Here is a 17,615-nt window from a genome sequence, read left to right on the forward strand (position 1 = left end):
AAATGGTGAAATTTCATCCGCTACCATCAAGACTGTTCATACCGGCCAGCAGCGATATTGTTTAGTATGCAGCCGAATTTTTTGAGGAACTCAGGATGGCTAACCTACGCACTTTCGACTTAAACCTATTGCTGGCTTTCGATGTTTTGATGCGGGAGCGCAATGTCACCCGCGCGGCGGAATGTATGTTCGTGACGCAGTCGGCGATGAGTCATACCTTGCACCGCTTACGCCAGCAATTGAACGATCCGGTCTTGGTTAAATCGCCCACCGGCATGCAGCCGACCGCACTGGCGCTGGCCTTGGTGGAGCCGGTACGCAGTCTATTACAGGAAATGGAACGCTTGCTCGAGGCTCCGCAAGCCTTCGATCCGGCATCAAGCCAACGCCGTTTCACCATCGCCGCGACCGATTACATGGAGTTTTTGATCTTGCCCGAGTTGTCGCAATTGATAGAGCAAACGGCACCGGGCGTGGATATTCATGTCAAACGCACGGAATCTGCTTTTCCCTTGGCGCAGTTGGAAAACGGCAGTCTGGATGTGGTCTTGGGCTTTGCCTCGGTACTGAATCCGCCCGCGCATTTGCACTGCGAACATTTATTCATGGATCGCATGGCTTGCGTGGTCAGGCAGGATCATCCCACCATCCAAGCCGCACCGTCGTTGGAGGACTATTTGGCGGGGACGCACATGCTGATCTCCCGAACCGGCGATAAGTTGGGCGTGATAGACGAGAAATTGACCGAGTTGGGCCTGGAACGCCGCATTAATTTCATCGTGCCGCATTTTTTATCGGCACCCTTGATCGTCGCCCAGTCCAATATGATTTTGTCCTTACCCTATCGTTTGGCCATCGCCTTTCAGAAACTGGTGCCGCTGCAAGTATTGCCGGTGCCGGTGAGTTTGCCGGACTACGATTTGGCGATGATTTGGCACCCGCTATGGGAAAAAGACCCGGCCCATGGCTGGTTGCGTGAGCAAATCAACGCCATAGGCCGGACAATAAGCGCATCTCAAATCAATCTTTAACGTCCTGGCAGGCCCGCGGCCAAGGCTTTGACCTTCAACAGAAAGTAAGGCGGTTTGGATTGGTTGTCACCGCCGTTCAGTGTGGCCGAACGATGTAAGCGATTAACCACGGCATAGAGTTGTCCGTTCGCACCGAAACTAAATGAGTCCACCCATGACAGCCGCGGACATTGCGCCAATTGCCGATATTGTCGGTTAGGCGCTATCACGCCAATCGCATTATTGGCTAAATCCCCCAGATAAATATTGTTGTTTTCATCAATGCTGATGCCGTCCGAAATCGGTTTGTCGCTGTAGCGTTCAACCCGCTGAGCGAGTTCTTCAGGCGTTAACGACTCGTTGATCAAGTCGGCGGCTTTAATCCGGTAAAGACTGAGGCCGTGCATCGGCCCGAAATAGACCCATTCGTTCGCTAAATCTTCAGTAATCGGATTCACGCCAATATGCGGTTTCACTAATTCGCCCGCCGGAGTCTTCACCTGAATCGGCACATTGTCGATGACCAAATCGACGTTCTCCGGTATCACACTTTTATGGCCTTCCAGCACCCGCCGTGCCGCGCCGGTGGACAAGTTGACCACGATCAAGCCGGCATTGGCACCGCCGGCCGGATCGCTGATGAAGGCATGATTGTGGTTGGCATCCAAAGCAAAGTCGTTGACGAACGCATCTTTCGGCGCAATCGGGGCCGGCAGGTAAATCAGCCGTTGGAGTTTGTTGGTTTTGGTATTCCAGCCGACCAGCTTAGGCGTCACGCCGCTGCGCATGCCGTTGTCCAGCATCCAAACGATGCCGTTGGCGTCGGAGCGGATACCCAACACCGAGTCGAGTTTGATCGGCGCGGTCGAATCGGCCGCGGACAGCTCTTTGTTCGGAAAAGGCAGCAAGGTTTGATCCTTGTATTCCACCACCGTGTATTGCGGTTGATAAAACTGATGTTGGCTCATGATGATCCGGCCGTTGGCAGTCGCTGTAACATTGCCGGGCCCGTTATCGAGGTTGGCGAATACATCAAAATGAGAGTTGCCATCCGCCAAAGCCTCAAAGGCTGCAAACACCATGGCGGTGCAAAATAGGATTCCACGGTTCATTATCATCTCCAGTAAGTTGTTGGGTTAGGCAACACCATACTGGATCGTTAGACCCCTGTTAAATGACATCCATTCATCACGAACCATTCAGTACATTGATGATGATTGGCGTATTCAATTTTGGAAGCGCAGCGATAGCGAAATGAAGGTTTTTATCCCTAGATAGCCGCAGCGCCAAGTCGAGGGAGAATCTAAGCTTAACCCCTGGTTAGAGCGGAACAATGTTACACGGGTGCCGTTCGGGCTGAGCCCATCGAAGCCCAGGCTGGCGCCCCCTTCGATAGACTCAAGGCGAATGGTATTTAGGGGGCGAGTTAATAATAACGCCCAGAAAAACGCCGTATTTGAATTTATCCATTACATTTCAACATCCAATACATTCAAAACATCCGGCCTTTGTTGCACGAACACTTCTGGTCGCTGAAGTATTCGATGCCAATTGCGACGAGTCATTTGCTCAATCCAGTCCAACACATCATCAAACTCGTCATCGCTCCATGATTCGATAATCGCCAGGGTGACGGGAGGCGCATATAAAAATTCGAGCGCACTTTTCATATTTGCGTAACGTAAATTCATGGTATTTCTCCTATGGCTTTATGCTTGGCAGTGAATGACTGTAAGGATCTTTAATATGTCTAAGATTTGGGTTTGTTTTACCCATAAGGTTCCGCCGTGATTAGCAATGCCGGCATTTAAGTCTGCGCCACAAGTGCCAATAGCGGTCAGCCTACACTCTTAAACCCGCGCAGGTGTTGCTTGATTCAAGTTACTGGCCAATGATGCGGAACCAAATAAAAGTGTGGACAGGATAAATTGACCGGAGACGAAGCTGAGCACGCCGGTGACAAAAAACAAGCCAATCATCACGTCTCTATATATGTTTTTTGAAATATTCATGGGGTCCACCTTGACTATGTTTAGTCGTTTTGTAAGTACGACTTCACTATATACCTGCCAAAAATATTTACAATCAGGCATTTAATGCATGATTTGTTTCCTTAATGGCAACAAATTGCCCGGAACTTTTGCAATCTGTAGCGCAATATAGCTACCGTCATTCAAATTCGCGGAATTGTGTGAGTGGTGGTTTAGCAGCTTGTTTGACGTGGGATTTTTGACCTTAGCGTGGCTGGGTTTGCGTTCCCAATTAGCTCAAAACTGCCCTCTTATTAGGTTATCAACGGATAAGAATAATTTTTCTGCGCGGCGGTGCCGCGGGCGGGATTTGAGATTTCGGGGATGATGCCAATGCGGTTGGTGTTATTAGGTGTCGCTAGCGCGACGGCTGGTTTTAATGTCGGGTCTCGGCCCGACTGCCGAGTAACTTTTCTTTGTTTGGCCAAAGAAAAGTCACCAAAAGAAAGGCCACCCGGATGCCGCTTATTCCCTGCGCTCCTCGCTTTTGAACGGGGTTGCCGAAAGGGGCTTCCTGCCCCTTCGGCAACGCGATGCATCCCTGCATCGCCCCTAACGGGCTGATCCGTTCAAAAGCTCCGGTGCTCGGCGCGGCATACGAGAGAAAACCCGTGCGCGATTTGCAGGGTTTGAGCTTATAAAAATTGTAGCCATCTTGAGGTAGCTCCGAATAGCAAAGCGTATTCGGAGGAATGAAGGAAGCTTACAATCATTGTTTGCCTTATTGGAAGCAGCACATACTCTTAAAGATTTAATTCAACATGCGTCCGATTACGCTGCGCTAATCGCACCTTGTATTATCCACCCGTGTTTTTCAGGAGATAATAAAATCTCGAAAAACATGCCTGAGGGGCACCTCAGGTTTGGGTCACTGGATGCCGTATCGGACCTTGGACTATTGAAGCCCGAGACGTAGACCCCTGCAGCAGTGACCCACCCTCGATCAACGATCGGACAGTCTCTTCGGCCCGGATTCCGGCAGCCTGCATTCACAAGGTAGATCATTTGAGGTTTTCAATGTCCCATTTTTATCTCGGTATCGATGTTGCTAAAGCCAAGCTGGACTGCGCGTTGCGCTTGCCCAGCGGTAAGTTTCGCGCCAAAGTCATTCCCAATTCTCTCGACGGCTTCGCGACGTTGTTGACGTGGTTGGCCGCTCAAAAGGCCGAATCGCCTCATGTCTGCATGGAAGCGACCGGCATTTATTGGGAAGACGTTGCTCAGCATCTGGCAACCAACGGCTTAACTGTCAGCGTCGTCAATCCGGCACAAATCAAAGCTTATGGCGCTTCACGGCTCACCCGCAGCAAGACCGACATGGTCGATGCTAAACTCATTGCCGATTTCTGCGCCGAACGCAAACCATCCGCTTGGCAACCCCGTTGCGAGGCGGAAGTCACGTTACGCGCACTAGTGCTACGCCTGGACGCCCTGCAAACCATGCGCACCCAAGAAAGCAACCGTTTGCAGGTGGCTCGCGAAGCGGTACGCGAGGACATTCAGCAGCATCTGAATTGGCTGGATACCGCTATCCAACAATTGATCGACGCCATCAATGATCACATTGATCGTCATCCCGATCTGAAGCAACAGCGCGAATTACTCGACAGCATCCCCGGCATTGGCGAGCGCACCAGCGCCATCATCCTGGCGTTTTATGCCGATACCTCCCGCTTCGCCAACAGTCGGCAGGCCGCCGCCTTCGCTGGACTCGATCCCCGGCAATACGAATCGGGTAGTAGTATCAAGGGCAAACCCAGACTCTCCAAAATAGGCCACTCGTTCTTGCGAAAAGCCATGTATATGCCTGCCATGGTGACACTTTATAAAACGGCCTGGGGAAAACAATTCAGAAACCGATTAGCCTGCGCCGGTAAGCCCAATAAACTCATTATCGGCGCCATGATGCGAAAATTGATTCATGTGGCGTTCGGCGTCTTAAAATCCGCCAAACCCTTCGATTCGGCTATTCATTTGGCTTGACTTGGATAACAGTATCTACTGCGCTTTATCTCGTTCCCACGCTGAGAACATGTGATTTCGGTACGCAATTTTCAGATTTAACTAGATGTTAGATATCCTCATTTTCAAAGAAATCATTATCTAACGCTTTGACCTCATATGAGTTTTTCACTTGAACCCCTACCCCGAATTTGTACATCAACTCAACCAATCGCAGTCCGTTAACTAGAACGATTGTGTGATGGGCTGCCTTAGCCTTCTTCTTTGCATTTTCGTCAAAATCGGAGGTTGTGACAAAAATTCCCTTGGCTGTGTCACCACTCATGGCCCCGATGAAATTTCGAATATCGGGTTCACGGACCTTGTTGTCAGTATACCGTTTGGCCTGAATGTAGATCTTCTCCAAACCAAGTTGATCTTCATTTATGATTCCGTCAATTCCGCCATCACGGGATTTGGAAGTTTCAATGAATTCGCCATAGCCCATTCGATTCAGCAAGATAAGAATAACTCTTTCGAAAGCGAATGGATCAATCAGCTTCAGTTTCTGTAAAAGCTCAATTTTGACATTGTCTTCAATCTGTTCAATGCCAGAATCAATAAGGTCCTGTGGACTTGAGTTGGCAATTTCTTGCTTTTCAGAAATCGCTCCCTCCGGTTTGTAGAAGCCGATAACGTCAGACGCCAGTTGATCTATTGAAATCGTTTCGACCTTTGCGGACTTACCTTTCTCGGTAATCTGGACATAACCGCGTTGAGGATAGTGGACTAGACCACCTTTCTTGAGATAGGACTTTCCCCAGGCGATTCTGTTTTCCAGAAGTCGATCACCACTCTTTGTTGTCTGATTCAGCAATTCTGGCGGAAGCGTTGAGTAGTATTTCTCTTCGACAAGCCGTAACAACTCCCGTCCTGGAACGATCCTACCATCACGCAGAATGTCAATTATTGGAAGGAATGTGTCATTGAACTTCGGTAATTCCAATTTTTTTCTCCTCTGTCAACCCGATAAGGCGCAATTGGTAGGGCGTCAATAGGCGTAGCCGTATTGCGCCGTATGTTGGTCTTAAATCATTCGGCGCATTACGCTATCGCTAACGCACCCTACAAAGGGTCGTAAACAATAAGCCGCGGATTTGGCGCGGGGTTTTCCCTTATGCCACGCCGAGCACCGAAGCTTTTGAAGGGATCAGCCCGCAGGGGCGATGCAAGGATGCATCGCGTTGCCGAAGGGGCAGGAAGCCCCTTTCGGCGACCCCGTTCAAAAGCGAGGAGCGCAGGGATTAAGCGGCGTCCGGGTGGCGTTTTCTTTGGATACTTTCTTTTGGCCAAGCAAAAAGAAAGTATCTCTGCTGTCGGGCCGAGACCCGACATTAAAAACCAGCCGTCGCGCTAGCGACACCTGATTGGAAAATCTCCCCTAGCCCCTCGGCAACCGTTCCGGACGTTGCCCTACCTCCTGCGTCCATGCAGTCGTCTTTTTCAAAGAGGGGAAATAAACAGAATTCACAGTTTTTGGCTAACGTTTGATCAAAAAGAAATTCGAAAAGCCTATTCCAAAACATCCACGGTTTTGCGCCCAACCCCAAAACTCTCCAACAACATCAACCCCACCCCAATACAAATCGCCGAATCAGCAATATTGAACGCCGGCCAATGCCAGTCTTGGTAATACACATCCAGAAAATCGATCACATAGCCATAAGCCACCCGATCAATCAGATTGCCGATGGCGCCACCCAAAACCAGGGACAAAGCCACCGCCATCAAGGTTTCGTGCTTTTGCAGACGATGCAGCCAAACCGCAATGATGCCGCTCATCACTACCGCCAAGCCGGCGAACAGCCAGCGCTGCCAGCCGCCGGCCTGGGCTAGAAAGCTGAATGCCGCACCGGTGTTATGCACGTAGGTCAGATTGAAATACGGAAGCAAGGGGATCGACTCAAATAGCTGCATCGAACCGTCCACCGCCAGCTTACTGGCTTGGTCCAACACCAGTGTGACTGCGGAAATCCACAACCACTTAAGCATAACGACGGGTCTCGCCAGGGCCGGCGACGTTTTCGACGCAGCGACCGCAGAGCTCCGGATGCTCCGGGTTTTCGCCGATGTCGTAACGTTGGTGCCAGCAGCGCACGCATTTTGGATGCTCGGATACCGTCACTTTCAGTTTCACGCCGTCCAATTCGGTCGCTACCGCATCGTCCGGGCAAAATTGCATGTCGGCAACGCCAGCGTTGGAAGTGATAAACACAAAATGCAGCTCGCTCGCCAGTTTGTTTAGCTCCGAGCCATAAGTCTCGTCGCAATACAATTCCACTTCAGCATTTAAGGAAGCACCAATCGCGCCCTTGCCGCGCAGTTGCTCCAATTCTTTGGACACCACGGTGCGTACCGCCATGACTTTGTCCCAGGTGTCGCGGTTGATCGAAGCGTTGGCGTCCAGCGGGAACAAGCCTTCGTACCAGGTTTCCAGAAACACCGACTCGCCGCGTTGACCCGGAATGAATTGCCATAATTCGTCAGCGGTGTAGCTGGTGATGGGCGCCAGCCAGCGGGTCAGCGCTTCGATGACGTGATACATCGCGGTTTGCGCGGAACGACGGGCCAGACAATCTTCCTTGGCGGTGTATTGGCGGTCTTTGATGATGTCCAGGTAAAAGCCGCCCAAATCGATGCTGCAGAAGGTCAGCACTTTTTGGTAGATGCTTTGGAATTGATAGGCGTTGTAAGCGGCTTTGATCTCTTCCTGCAATTGCCAGGCTTTATCAACCGCCCAACGGTCCAGCGCCAGCAGATCGTCTTTAGCTACCAGATGTTGCGCCGGGTCGAAGCCGTCAAGGTTGGAGAGCAGGAAGCGCGCGGTGTTACGCAAGCGGCGGTAGCCGTCGGAGGTGCGTTTCAGAATCTCTTCAGACACCGACATTTCGCCGCGATAATCGGTGCCGGCCACCCACAAGCGCAACACATCCGCGCCCAGCGATTTCATCACGGTTTGCGGCAGCACCACGTTGCCTTTGGATTTGGACATTTTCTTGCCCTCGGCATCGACAGTAAAGCCGTGGGTCAAGACTTGTTTGTAAGGCGCGACGTCGTTCATCGCCACCGAAGCCAACAACGACGATTGGAACCAGCCGCGATGTTGATCCGAGCCTTCCAGATACAGGTCGGCCGGGAAGCGCAGTTGCTCGCGGCGTTCTAAAACCGCCGCATGGGTCACGCCGGAATCGAACCAGACATCCAGGGTGTCGGTCATTTTTTGATAATGCTCGGCATCGGCGCCGATCAGTTCCGCCGCGTCCAGTTCAAACCAGGCGTCTATGCCTTGTTGTTCGATGCGTTTGGCCACTTGTTCGATCAACTCGCCGGTTCGCGGATGCAATTCGCCGGTTTCTTTATGCACGAAAAAGGCAATCGGTACACCCCAGGTACGTTGGCGGGAGATACACCAATCCGGACGGTTATTCAGCATCGCTTCGATACGGGCTTGGCCCCAATCCGGTATCCACTCTACCCGTTTCACTTCATTCAAAGCGGTATCGCGCAGGCCGTTTTTTTCCATGGAAACGAACCATTGCGGGGTGGCGCGGAAGATGATCGGGGTTTTGTGGCGCCAGCAATGCGGATAACTGTGCAGCAAGGCGTGGTGATGCAGCAATTTGCCGCGTTCGCGCAACACCTCCAACACTTTTTCGTTGGCGGTAAATACATGCAGGCCGGCGAACAACTCGGTACTGGGCAAAAATACGCCGTTGCTGCCGACCGGGTTGTCCACCGGCAAGCCGTATTTCATCCCAACCACATAGTCTTCCTGGCCGTGACCGGGCGCGGTGTGTACCGCGCCGGTACCGGCATCGGTGGTGACGTGGTCGCCCAAGATGACTGGCACTTGCCGGTCGTAAAACGGATGTTGCAACAATTGGTTTTCCAATGCCGCGCCTTTGCAGTAGCCAACGATATGATGTTCACCGATACCGTAACGGAGTACCGCGTCTTTCAGCAAGGCTTCGGCGATGACCAAGCGCTCGGTTTGGCCGTCGATTTCGCATTGCACCACCGCATATTCCAGATCCGGATTCAAGGCCACGGCTTGGTTGGCCGGCAGCGTCCACGGCGTAGTGGTCCAGATCACCACTGACAGCGGGCCTTTGCCTTCGCGGTCGCCGGCATGGTGGCACTTTGCCATGAATGCGTGTTCATCAACGACGGCGAAACGCACATCAATGGCCGGCGAATGTTTGTCTTCATATTCCACTTCCGCCTCGGCGAGCGCCGAGCCGCAATCGGTACACCAATGTACCGGTTTGGCACCCTTGCTCAAGTGGCCGTTGGCGGCGATTTTGCCTAAGGCGCGGACGATGTCGGCCTCGAAGGCGAAATCCATGGTTAAGTAAGGATTGTCCCAATCGCCCAACACACCCAGGCGGATGAATTCTTCTTTCTGGATGTTGACTTGCTTCTTGGCGTAGGCACGGCACTCTTTACGAAACTCGGCAGGCGACACTTTGACGCCGGCTTTGCCGACCGATTTTTCCACCATCAACTCAATCGGCAAGCCGTGGCAATCCCAGCCCGGCACATAAGGCGCATCGAAACCGCTGAGGGTTTTGGATTTGACGATGATGTCCTTCAACACTTTGTTGACGGCGTGGCCGATGTGAATCGCGCCGTTGGCATAAGGAGGGCCGTCATGCAGCACAAATTTAGGCCGGCCAGCGCACACCTCGCGAATTTTTTGATAGAGCTGGTTTTCGTTCCATTTTTTCAGCATCTCCGGTTCGCGTTGCGCCAGATTGGCTTTCATCGCAAACTCGGTCTTGGGGAGGTTCAGGGTTTGTTTGTAATCCATGGTCATGATGTTGTCTGCGTTGCATTCCAGCGGCTGGGTGCGGACTTAGGCCGCTGAAAATAACGGTTGCGCCGATTAGCCGAATGAGTCTAAGGATGATAGTAAACGCGCGATTTTAGCACCAAGTGCCAAGTGGCATAAAGCCTACTCGGCGCTGGACCTTGAACCGTGCTAAAAATAGACGGGACGGCGTCGGCGAGTTACCATCGGCTAGCGTATCCGGTTTGCTGATTTAGGAAATTTACCGGCGGGTTTATGCGTGGCACAGAGCCGGCAAACTACTGGTCCGGCACGCGCAAAAAGTTACTTAAGCACACACAAGGGGCTCAACCATGCAACATAAACGCGCCACCACCCAGGTTCAGATTCACGACTTGATCGCCAGCCGTTGGAGCCCGCGGGCTTTTGCCGTGGATAAAATGGTCAGCCACCCGGATTTAACCGCGTGCCTGGAAGCGGCGCGCTGGGCGCCGTCTTGTTTTAACGACCAACCTTGGCGCTTTGTGGTTTGCGACAAATCCAGCAATCTCGCAGCCTGGGAAACCGCGCTATCGGTGATTGTCGAAAAAAACCAGCTGTGGGCCAAAAACGCCCCGGTATTTATCTTGACGGTGGCGATGCAGAATTTTAATCACAACGGCAAAACCAACCGCTTTGCCGCTTACGACACCGGCGCCGCCACGCTGAGCTTATGCTTGCAAGCCAACGCCTTAGGCTTGATTACCCATCAAATGGGCGGTTTCGATGCCGATAAAGCCCGGCAAGTGCTGAATTTACCGGACGACAGCACGCCGATGGCGATGTTGGCGTTAGGCTATCAAGCCGAGGCGGATAACTTAGCCGAAGAGTTTCAAGCCGGCGAACAGGCGGAACGCAGCCGTGCGACCCTGGAGCAGCGGTTTTATCTCGGGCAATGGGGCGAGGTATTTAAATAAGCGCAGCCGATAATGATGAACTACGGTTGCATTGAGTCGCGCCAATGAAAAATATTAAAACCTCCTATGCGCGCAGCCTGATCGAGGCCAGTCTCGATCCGCTGGTGACTATCAGCGCGGAAGGTAAGATCATGGACGTGAACAGCGCTACCGAAAAAGTCACCGGCGTACCGCGGCAGCAATTGATCGGCAGCGATTTTTCCACTTACTTTACCGATCCGCAAAAAGCCCGCGACGGTTATCGCCTGGCGTTTTCGCAAGGCAAAGTCACGGATTATCCTCTGGCTATCTGCCATACCTCCGGCCAGATCACCGAGGTGATGTACAACGCCTCGGTTTATCGGGATGACAAAGGCGACGTCGCCGGGATTTTTGCTGCGGCGCGGGACGTTACCGCCTTAAAAAAAGCCCAAACCGAATTGGAAGCCGCGATATTGCATATGCAATTAATCCGCGAAATGACCGATTTGTTGCAGAGCTGTCAAAAAGTGGACGAGGCCTATCCGATTATCAAAGCGGCATTGATACGTTTGTTTGCCGATTCCGTCGGCGGTCTGTATATGCTGGACGCCGCTGGCAATTCGCTGGTGCTGGCCGATGCTTGGGGCTGTGGCGAAAGCGAACTGGAAGCCGTGTTTACTCCCGACGAATGCTGGGGCATGCGGCGCGGCTGCATTCATATGGCGCGCGTCGGCCAGAGTATCAATCCGGTTTGCAGCCACGTAAAACCGGGAACCAGCCCTTATCTGTGCATTCCGTTATTGGCGCATTCGCGCGCTTTGGGTTTGATTTACATCGAGCATCGGTTTACTAGTGGCCACCCGGAAGATATTCAGCGCGAGCTGTCGATAGCCGAAGCCGCCGCCGATAGCGCCCGGCTGGCCTTGGCGAACTTGAGCTTGCGCGAGGAATTGCACGAGTTATCGATCCGCGATCCGCTCACAGGTCTGTTCAATCGGCGCTTTCTGGAAGAAGTGCTGGATAGAGAACTGTTGCGGATGAGCCGCAGCGGCAAAATGCTGGCCGTGGCGATGATCGACATCGATCATTTTAAAACCTTCAACGATAACTACGGCCACGATGCCGGCGATGAAGTATTGAAGAAAACCGCGCAATTGATGAACGGCTTTCGGGAAGGCAGCGACATGGTGTGCCGTTTTGGCGGTGAAGAATTCGTGGTGGTTACCACCGAAATCCAGCCGGATAAAATTTTGCATCGCCTCGAAGCATTGCGTGCGGCCATCGAAAGCTTATCGCTAAAGTTCGGTAATCATCAGTTGCCGCAAGTCACGGTATCGATAGGTGTGGCGATTTATCCGGTCCATGGCGGCAATCGGCTCGATCTGTTAACCCGCGCCGACCAAGCCCTGTACGTCGCTAAGGAAGCCGGCCGCAATCGGCTTGTCGTCGCCGATGACGAAGCGGATCTGGGGTGACCTCTAAAAATCCCCTCATCCCAACCTTCTCCCGGAGGGAGAAGGAGGATTTTTAATTTATATAGATCCCTTCTAGGGAGTCGGCGCCAGGCGCGGCCGATAGGCAAACGGCTTGGCCAGCGGTTCGCCGACGAAAATCCCCTGGCCGGGTTGGGCGACGCTTTTCCAGTAGGCTTCGATCACACTGCTACCGCGCAGGTAGAAATACATCAATACGCCGGGATTGGGGAATTTGGCCGGGAAATTACAGGGTTCCACGACCGCGCCATAGCTGGCAGTAGCGCCAGCGCTCAGCCATTCGGTGATATTCATCTGGTCACTGCCCGACATCACACCGCCCGCGGAGGTAAGATGATCGGCAACAGCGCCCGGTAAATAGCGGTTATCCGCCAGATGCGGCACTTTGGTCAGACCGGTGAAATAAAACATCACGTCCTGACGGCCTTCAATGTAGTCTTGCTCCAGATAATTCACCGGCCAGAAACTGCTTAACGATTCGGCCACTTTCGGAAACATTACCGCTCTGGAGCTACGCGCCTGGTCCGAGGTTTTTAACAGATATGCCGAGCCTTGCGGATGCGAATAATCCGAGGCAACACCGGTATCGATCAGTCTTTTCGCCTCCGCGAAGGTTTTACCCGCCACGGCCATGGTGGGCCGCCAGCCGTGCGTTTTAAACGGTTTATCGGTTTCGGAGGTGAAATAAGGGCTGCTATGGGTTTGAACGCAGCCTTTCGCGCAAAATGATTCGCTAAAACCGGCCGCGAAGGCCGTGGTGATGGACATGCAATCGACGCGAAACGGTTGTAACCAGGTCAAGGCAAAGGCTTGTACATGTGCCGGCGTTTTTTGATCGACTTCCTGCTTCACTTGCTCAAATTGTTGTTTGGACAACACGGCCTGATTCGGTGCAAAACGCACATGTATCATCTGTTCCGCCGGAATTTGCCGCTGCTTTTGGTAATAAGCGGCGATTTGTACGCTCAAGGGATCGGCGTCGTTGACGATGACGGCCAGATCTTGGCCGGTCAGCGCCGAGGATGGCCGGTACATCGGCGAGACCGGGGCGGCCAATGTGGGCGAGCAAAGCAGCTGGCTGAGGATAAGCCCGAGCAGGGCAAATTTGCATGACTTAACGGGAAACACACCTTACTCCGTGAGGTTGGCGGTCGAATTTATCGGATCGGTCACTTTAACCGGACACGCATTAAATGCAACACTCATTGTAAAATTTTTCGACAGTGGGCAAGGTGCGCGTTTACCTTGTCCGATTAAACCCGGCCTTTGAATGTCGCGGGAATCAGGAATCCGGGGCATTTAAAGCTTGGGTGGATAAATGCGTTATTTTTAATTTTGCGGATAGTTATTATGGATGCCATAGCCAACATACCGACAGTTGCTCATGTGATTCAACAAGCGGTCGCTCCGGTTTTTCTGCTGTCCGGCGTTGCCGGTATTTTGGCGGTATTGACCAACCGCCTGGGACGCACCGTGGACCGGTTTCGTTTGCTCAGTGAGCTTGATGGCGCGCAAGCCGAGCAACATCATCCGGAATTGCAAATCTTGACGCGGCGGGCACGTTGGAACCAATGGTCCATCATCCTGTGCACCAGTTGCGCCTTGCTGGTTTGCCTGTCCATCGTCGTCATGTTTGTCGGCGTGGAATTGGCCATCGATCTCTCGGATGCGGTCTCTCTTTTGTTTGTGGCATCAATGCTGGCGCTGATAGCCGGTCTTTTGTGTTTTCTTAGAGAAATCATCTTGGCAACGGGCATTTTAGCCCTGCTCAAACGGCCTTAAGCTATCCAGCAATTCCGCAGATTATTGCCCAAGCATCAGTTAACCGTATGCGGCATAAGCGGCGTAGCCCAAATTAGCGACGGCTAGGCCTATCAGGGTGAAAATAGTGATTTGCATGCCAAGCACTCGTTGATCCAGATTCGCACGCAGCAAGCCCCGGGCGTGGACTATTCGACCCAGGATGATCGCAAAGCCGCCGATATGCAGCAGCGCGGCATGTCCGCCGCTTAATTCCAGCAGCGCCAATAAAATCAACAATATCGGTATGTATTCCGTAGCGTTGCCTTGGGCGCGGATGGCGATTTGCAAATCGGTCTCGCCGCCATCGCCGAAAATCACTTTTTTGGCCCGGCGCAATTTGATAACTCTCTGTGACAACCCGGCTATTAGCAAGGCCGCCAAAGCGGCATATACGGCACTGATCACATTATTCTCCCGCGGTTTTAGTGTTGAAATTTCGGTGATTGAAATCCTGGAAAGTTCCTGCCATCAAGCAGACCCTTAAATTTCATACTCCACTGCACTCCACACTTGCCTGCGCCGAAGTGTCGTTACAAGGGCCGGGCAATAACTAAAGTTTTTAGCAACAGCGCTATTCATCGGTCGCTACGGGAGTGCGCCGTAAACGCAACGCCAACACCAATGTCCAGATGGAAAGCATGCCGGTTGCCCAGTGTTCGAACAGGCCGGGGGTTTGGATAGGATTGGCCTCCCAAGTCATCAGCAGCAGCAAAGTCGTCGCCAGCAAGCCGCTACCAATCGAGTATGCGCTAAGCATGCCCAGCCACGCATGGCGTCGGAACACCACACCGCAAACAAGTGTTGCCAGAATAGCCGCGGAAAACCCGGTCATCGCAAACAGCCTATGTAATTCCTGGCTGGAAGACAAGCCATCGCAGCCGGGGTCGCAGGCGAATACACCGGCCCCAATACGCCCAATGCCGTCCAGACCAATCAGCGTGGCGAGCAGCGCCGAACGCCAACCTTCGCGCAAAGTGGCCGGGACTGCTAATGCAAAGCACACATACAAAAAACCGGCGAACCCGAAGCCGATATAGCGCATCGGTATTTCCGTACTACTGCCGCGCTCGCCCAATTCGCTGATGTACTGATAGCTGTGGCTGAACTCCGGTCGCATGGCGCCGGCCAAACCAATCAGCGACAGCCAGATTACCGGTGCCGCGATGCCGCTAAAGATGCCAAATCGGCCTGGATTCATCCGCAAATCTCGTCACGTAAAAACACTAGTTTATCCCGTCCAGCTTAGCCGTGCGCAGCGCATTGACTAACTGCATCTCTAAGGTAGCCTTCAGACCACGGGGGGCTAGTGGTGCAAAACTCAGTCTGTTACGGCGCATACAAGAAGAAATCATTAGCACCCCCACCGCAAACGACAGATTTTGTTTGGATTGATCGGCTGACAGAGGACAACATGGGTAATGTTTTGATTGTAGGAGCCAGTAGCGGGATTGGGGCGGCACTTGCCGGTTTGGCTCAGCCGCACTGTCAAATTTACTCGTTAAGCCGTTCTGCTGCGGTGCCGAACGTGTTCAAACATTTTAGTTGCGATGTAGCAAGCGACGCATTGCCGGCCATTGATGAACCCTTGCAAGGTTTGGTGTATTGCCCCGGCACTATCAATTTAAAGCCTTTCGCCAGGATCAAACCCGAGGAGTTTATTGCGGATTTTCAACTTAATTTGATCGGTGCCGTGCGCTGCCTGCAGCACTATCAGCGCAATCTACAAGCGGCAGAGGGTGCTTCGGTGGTGCTGTTCAGCACGGTGGCCGTGCAAACCGGGTTTCCTTTCCATGCCACGGTCTCTGCATCCAAGGGTGCGATAGAGGGTTTGACCCGCGCCTTGGCGGCGGAATGGGCGCCAAAAATCCGGGTAAACGCTATCGCGCCGTCATTGACCGACACGCCATTAGCGGAAAGTCTCTTGCGCGAAGACAGCAAAAAACAGGCTGCGGCAGCGCGGCACCCTTTGAAACGTCTAGGCAAAGCAGAGGATATTGCCCAGATGGCCTGGTTTTTACTGTCTGAAAATGCTGCCTGGATTACCGGGCAAGTCATGCATGTCGATGGGGGAATGTCTGCTATCAAGACTTGATAGCCGCTGAAAACTGCTTTGCAGCGCCAGGCTGCGTGGAGACTTGATGAATAAGCTCTATCATACCGTGGTGATTGGTGGTGGCTGCCTCGGCGCGGCATGCGCTTTTTCGGTACAACGCCGGCTGGGCAATAACAGACATAAAGTCGCCATTATCGAGAAAAAAGTTTTGGGTGCCGGTCTTAGCTCCCGGCATAGCGCCATCGTCCGCTCCGCCAATGCGTCGCCGATGGCCGCCAGGATGGCCAAAATGGCCACCCAATATTGGAAAAATCTCAAACCCCTTTGGGGCGTTAACATCCCCTACGAGCAACCGGGCGCAATCTGGATTGCAGAAAATACCCCCGACAGCCGCGCCGAGAGTTGGACGGCGCTGGAGCAAATGCTGCAACAGGAAGGCATAGGCTTTGCGATGCTTGCTCATCGCGACGTGATGGATCTGAGCCGCCAAGCCCTAAAAACCGTGCCGGACGAAATTTACTATTACGAACCCGACGTTTTGCAGTTGGACTCGCCGCAGATATTAAATGCCATGCAAACGGCGGCTAAAAAGAACCGCATCGATGTGCTGGAGCATTGCGAAGTCATAGACTTTGCACATGCCGAGCAAGGTATCAGCGCCATTAATACGAGCCAGGGCAAAATTTTTGCCGAACACGTGATCAATGCCGCCGGGGCTTGGAGCGCGGAATTATTTCCCGGTATCGGCTTAAGCATCCCGGTGGCTTTGGAACCGGTGTACGCTGCCAATTTTTTAGTGAGCGCCGATGACATTCCCGAAGGCATGCCCATCATTGCCGATTATGTCAATCAAGCCTATTTTCGGCGCTGGCGTGGCAGTATTTTGCACATGCACCAACCTCGCAACCGCAGCGCCAAGGATATTGCCCGCTCGTTTAGCCGGGCAGTGATGAATCCGGAGGGCGCCAACGTTATTTATGACGCGCTGAGTTTTAATGTTACCCATCAACAGCTCGATAATTATCTGGGTAAGGTGATTAATCGTTTCCCCAAAATTGGTAAGCCGGTCTATGCCGGCGGCTATCATTCGTTTTTCGATATTACCCCCGATTTGAAATTTATCTTAGGTCCGGACACCCGGTTGACTAATCTTTACCACTGTTTGGGCGCCGGACAAGCTTTGAAATATGCGCCAATTTTCGGAGAGATCATTGCCGACTTAATTATTGAAGGCAATGTGACTGCAAAGTCTATTGATATTGCAGAGTTTTCCATAGATAGGTTTTCGAATAACGATATATCACAGTATTGGCAGTCCAATGCACTGAAGAAAAACAGCTTGTAAATTCTAGTTATTATTAATCGAGGAGTTAATCCATAGAAGGGATTTATTTTGCCTATTATTTTTATTGAGTTTTTGTAAATTTGCAGTTGATTTGTAAATATTCGACAAACCTATTTTTTATGGAATAGTGAGTTAGCGTAAGCTGGTAGCTAAATACTCTAACCGCCGAGTAAT

At 52.4% G+C, this 17,615-nt stretch carries 16 protein-coding genes; 7 read left to right on the top strand and 9 right to left on the bottom strand.

Translation table 11 applies throughout. The features are described from left to right. Positions 1-95: 95 nt before the first annotated feature. Complete coding sequence (locus ACH5Y9_RS20595; RefSeq protein ID WP_445367409.1) at positions 96-1,031, top strand: LysR family transcriptional regulator; 936 nt, start codon at positions 96-98, stop codon at positions 1,029-1,031. Here ACH5Y9_RS20595 and ACH5Y9_RS20600 read toward each other — a convergent pair. From ACH5Y9_RS20600 to ACH5Y9_RS20610, 3 genes are all read right to left on the bottom strand, one after another. Beyond that, complete coding sequence (locus ACH5Y9_RS20600; RefSeq protein ID WP_445367410.1) at positions 1,028-2,122, bottom strand: L-dopachrome tautomerase-related protein; 1,095 nt, start codon at positions 2,120-2,122, stop codon at positions 1,028-1,030. The two genes, ACH5Y9_RS20595 and ACH5Y9_RS20600, sit on opposite strands and share 4 nt — an antisense overlap. A gap of 357 nt (positions 2,123-2,479) precedes the next feature. Then, on the bottom strand, positions 2,480-2,701 hold the full coding sequence (locus ACH5Y9_RS20605) for a hypothetical protein (protein WP_033157545.1): 222 nt from the start codon (positions 2,699-2,701) through the stop codon (positions 2,480-2,482). Positions 2,702-2,860: 159 nt separating this feature from the next. Next, on the bottom strand, positions 2,861-3,022 hold the full coding sequence (locus ACH5Y9_RS20610) for a hypothetical protein (RefSeq protein WP_165385901.1): 162 nt from the start codon (positions 3,020-3,022) through the stop codon (positions 2,861-2,863). 1,035 nt (positions 3,023-4,057) lie between these two features. Here ACH5Y9_RS20610 and ACH5Y9_RS20615 point away from each other — a divergent pair. Then, positions 4,058-5,023 carry an IS110 family transposase gene (locus ACH5Y9_RS20615; RefSeq protein ID WP_445366537.1) on the top strand — a complete coding sequence of 322 codons (966 nt, stop codon included), beginning with the start codon at positions 4,058-4,060 and terminating at the stop codon, positions 5,021-5,023. 88 nt (positions 5,024-5,111) lie between these two features. On the opposite strand, the gene ACH5Y9_RS20620 is transcribed toward ACH5Y9_RS20615, so the two are convergent. The 3 genes from ACH5Y9_RS20620 to ileS form a co-directional block, all read right to left on the bottom strand. Continuing rightward, on the bottom strand, positions 5,112-5,987 hold the full coding sequence (locus tag ACH5Y9_RS20620) for a restriction endonuclease (protein ID WP_445367411.1): 876 nt from the start codon (positions 5,985-5,987) through the stop codon (positions 5,112-5,114). A gap of 566 nt (positions 5,988-6,553) precedes the next feature. Continuing rightward, positions 6,554-7,033, bottom strand: coding sequence for a signal peptidase II (lspA, locus tag ACH5Y9_RS20625; protein WP_445367412.1), 480 nt, complete (start codon positions 7,031-7,033; stop codon positions 6,554-6,556). Then, positions 7,026-9,857, bottom strand: coding sequence for an isoleucine--tRNA ligase (gene ileS, locus ACH5Y9_RS20630; RefSeq protein ID WP_445367413.1), 2,832 nt, complete (start codon positions 9,855-9,857; stop codon positions 7,026-7,028). Before ileS ends, lspA begins: the two co-directional genes overlap by 8 nt. 326 nt (positions 9,858-10,183) lie before the next feature. On the opposite strand from ileS, the gene ACH5Y9_RS20635 reads away from it, so the two are divergent. Continuing rightward, positions 10,184-10,786 (top strand): nitroreductase family protein, encoded by a 603-nt coding sequence (locus ACH5Y9_RS20635; protein WP_445367414.1) that lies wholly within the window; start codon positions 10,184-10,186, stop codon positions 10,784-10,786. Positions 10,787-10,830: 44 nt separating this feature from the next. Further along, positions 10,831-12,222: a sensor domain-containing diguanylate cyclase gene (locus ACH5Y9_RS20640; RefSeq protein ID WP_445367415.1), complete on the top strand. Its 1,392-nt coding sequence runs from the start codon at positions 10,831-10,833 to the stop codon at positions 12,220-12,222. 72 nt (positions 12,223-12,294) lie between these two features. Here the strand turns inward: ACH5Y9_RS20640 and ACH5Y9_RS20645 are convergent, their stop codons facing one another. Next, a complete protein-coding gene (locus ACH5Y9_RS20645; RefSeq protein ID WP_445367416.1) occupies positions 12,295-13,368 on the bottom strand; it encodes a TIGR03790 family protein in 1,074 nt (357 codons plus the stop codon). A gap of 222 nt (positions 13,369-13,590) precedes the next feature. Between ACH5Y9_RS20645 and ACH5Y9_RS20650 the strand changes: the two genes are divergently transcribed. Then, entirely contained in the window at positions 13,591-14,022 is a 432-nt protein-coding gene (locus ACH5Y9_RS20650) for a DUF2721 domain-containing protein (protein WP_205452035.1), read from the top strand. Positions 14,023-14,061: 39 nt separating this feature from the next. On the opposite strand, the gene ACH5Y9_RS20655 is transcribed toward ACH5Y9_RS20650, so the two are convergent. Beyond that, positions 14,062-14,448, bottom strand: coding sequence for an MAPEG family protein (locus tag ACH5Y9_RS20655; RefSeq protein ID WP_445367417.1), 387 nt, complete (start codon positions 14,446-14,448; stop codon positions 14,062-14,064). 166 nt (positions 14,449-14,614) lie between these two features. Next, a complete protein-coding gene (locus ACH5Y9_RS20660; RefSeq protein ID WP_445367418.1) occupies positions 14,615-15,241 on the bottom strand; it encodes a DUF998 domain-containing protein in 627 nt (208 codons plus the stop codon). Positions 15,242-15,454: 213 nt separating this feature from the next. Here ACH5Y9_RS20660 and ACH5Y9_RS20665 point away from each other — a divergent pair, with 213 nt between their 5' ends. Beyond that, positions 15,455-16,135, top strand: coding sequence for an SDR family NAD(P)-dependent oxidoreductase (locus ACH5Y9_RS20665; protein ID WP_319962757.1), 681 nt, complete (start codon positions 15,455-15,457; stop codon positions 16,133-16,135). 46 nt (positions 16,136-16,181) lie between these two features. After that, positions 16,182-17,441, top strand: coding sequence for an NAD(P)/FAD-dependent oxidoreductase (locus ACH5Y9_RS20670; protein WP_445367419.1), 1,260 nt, complete (start codon positions 16,182-16,184; stop codon positions 17,439-17,441). Positions 17,442-17,615: the final 174 nt, after the last annotated feature.

This window comes from Methylomonas sp. BW4-1, from assembly GCF_052474385.1.

Coding starts and splice junctions, on each gene's coding strand:
- ACH5Y9_RS20595 (WP_445367409.1), top strand. CDS start 96: ATGGCTAACCTACGCACTTTCGACTTAAACCTATTGCTGGCTTTCGAT.
- ACH5Y9_RS20600 (WP_445367410.1), bottom strand. CDS start 2,122: ATGAACCGTGGAATCCTATTTTGCACCGCCATGGTGTTTGCAGCCTTT.
- ACH5Y9_RS20605 (WP_033157545.1), bottom strand. CDS start 2,701: ATGAATTTACGTTACGCAAATATGAAAAGTGCGCTCGAATTTTTATAT.
- ACH5Y9_RS20610 (WP_165385901.1), bottom strand. CDS start 3,022: ATGAATATTTCAAAAAACATATATAGAGACGTGATGATTGGCTTGTTT.
- ACH5Y9_RS20615 (WP_445366537.1), top strand. CDS start 4,058: ATGTCCCATTTTTATCTCGGTATCGATGTTGCTAAAGCCAAGCTGGAC.
- lspA (WP_445367412.1), bottom strand. CDS start 7,033: ATGCTTAAGTGGTTGTGGATTTCCGCAGTCACACTGGTGTTGGACCAA.
- ileS (WP_445367413.1), bottom strand. CDS start 9,857: ATGACCATGGATTACAAACAAACCCTGAACCTCCCCAAGACCGAGTTT.
- ACH5Y9_RS20635 (WP_445367414.1), top strand. CDS start 10,184: ATGCAACATAAACGCGCCACCACCCAGGTTCAGATTCACGACTTGATC.
- ACH5Y9_RS20640 (WP_445367415.1), top strand. CDS start 10,831: ATGAAAAATATTAAAACCTCCTATGCGCGCAGCCTGATCGAGGCCAGT.
- ACH5Y9_RS20650 (WP_205452035.1), top strand. CDS start 13,591: ATGGATGCCATAGCCAACATACCGACAGTTGCTCATGTGATTCAACAA.
- ACH5Y9_RS20660 (WP_445367418.1), bottom strand. CDS start 15,241: ATGAATCCAGGCCGATTTGGCATCTTTAGCGGCATCGCGGCACCGGTA.
- ACH5Y9_RS20665 (WP_319962757.1), top strand. CDS start 15,455: ATGGGTAATGTTTTGATTGTAGGAGCCAGTAGCGGGATTGGGGCGGCA.
- ACH5Y9_RS20670 (WP_445367419.1), top strand. CDS start 16,182: ATGAATAAGCTCTATCATACCGTGGTGATTGGTGGTGGCTGCCTCGGC.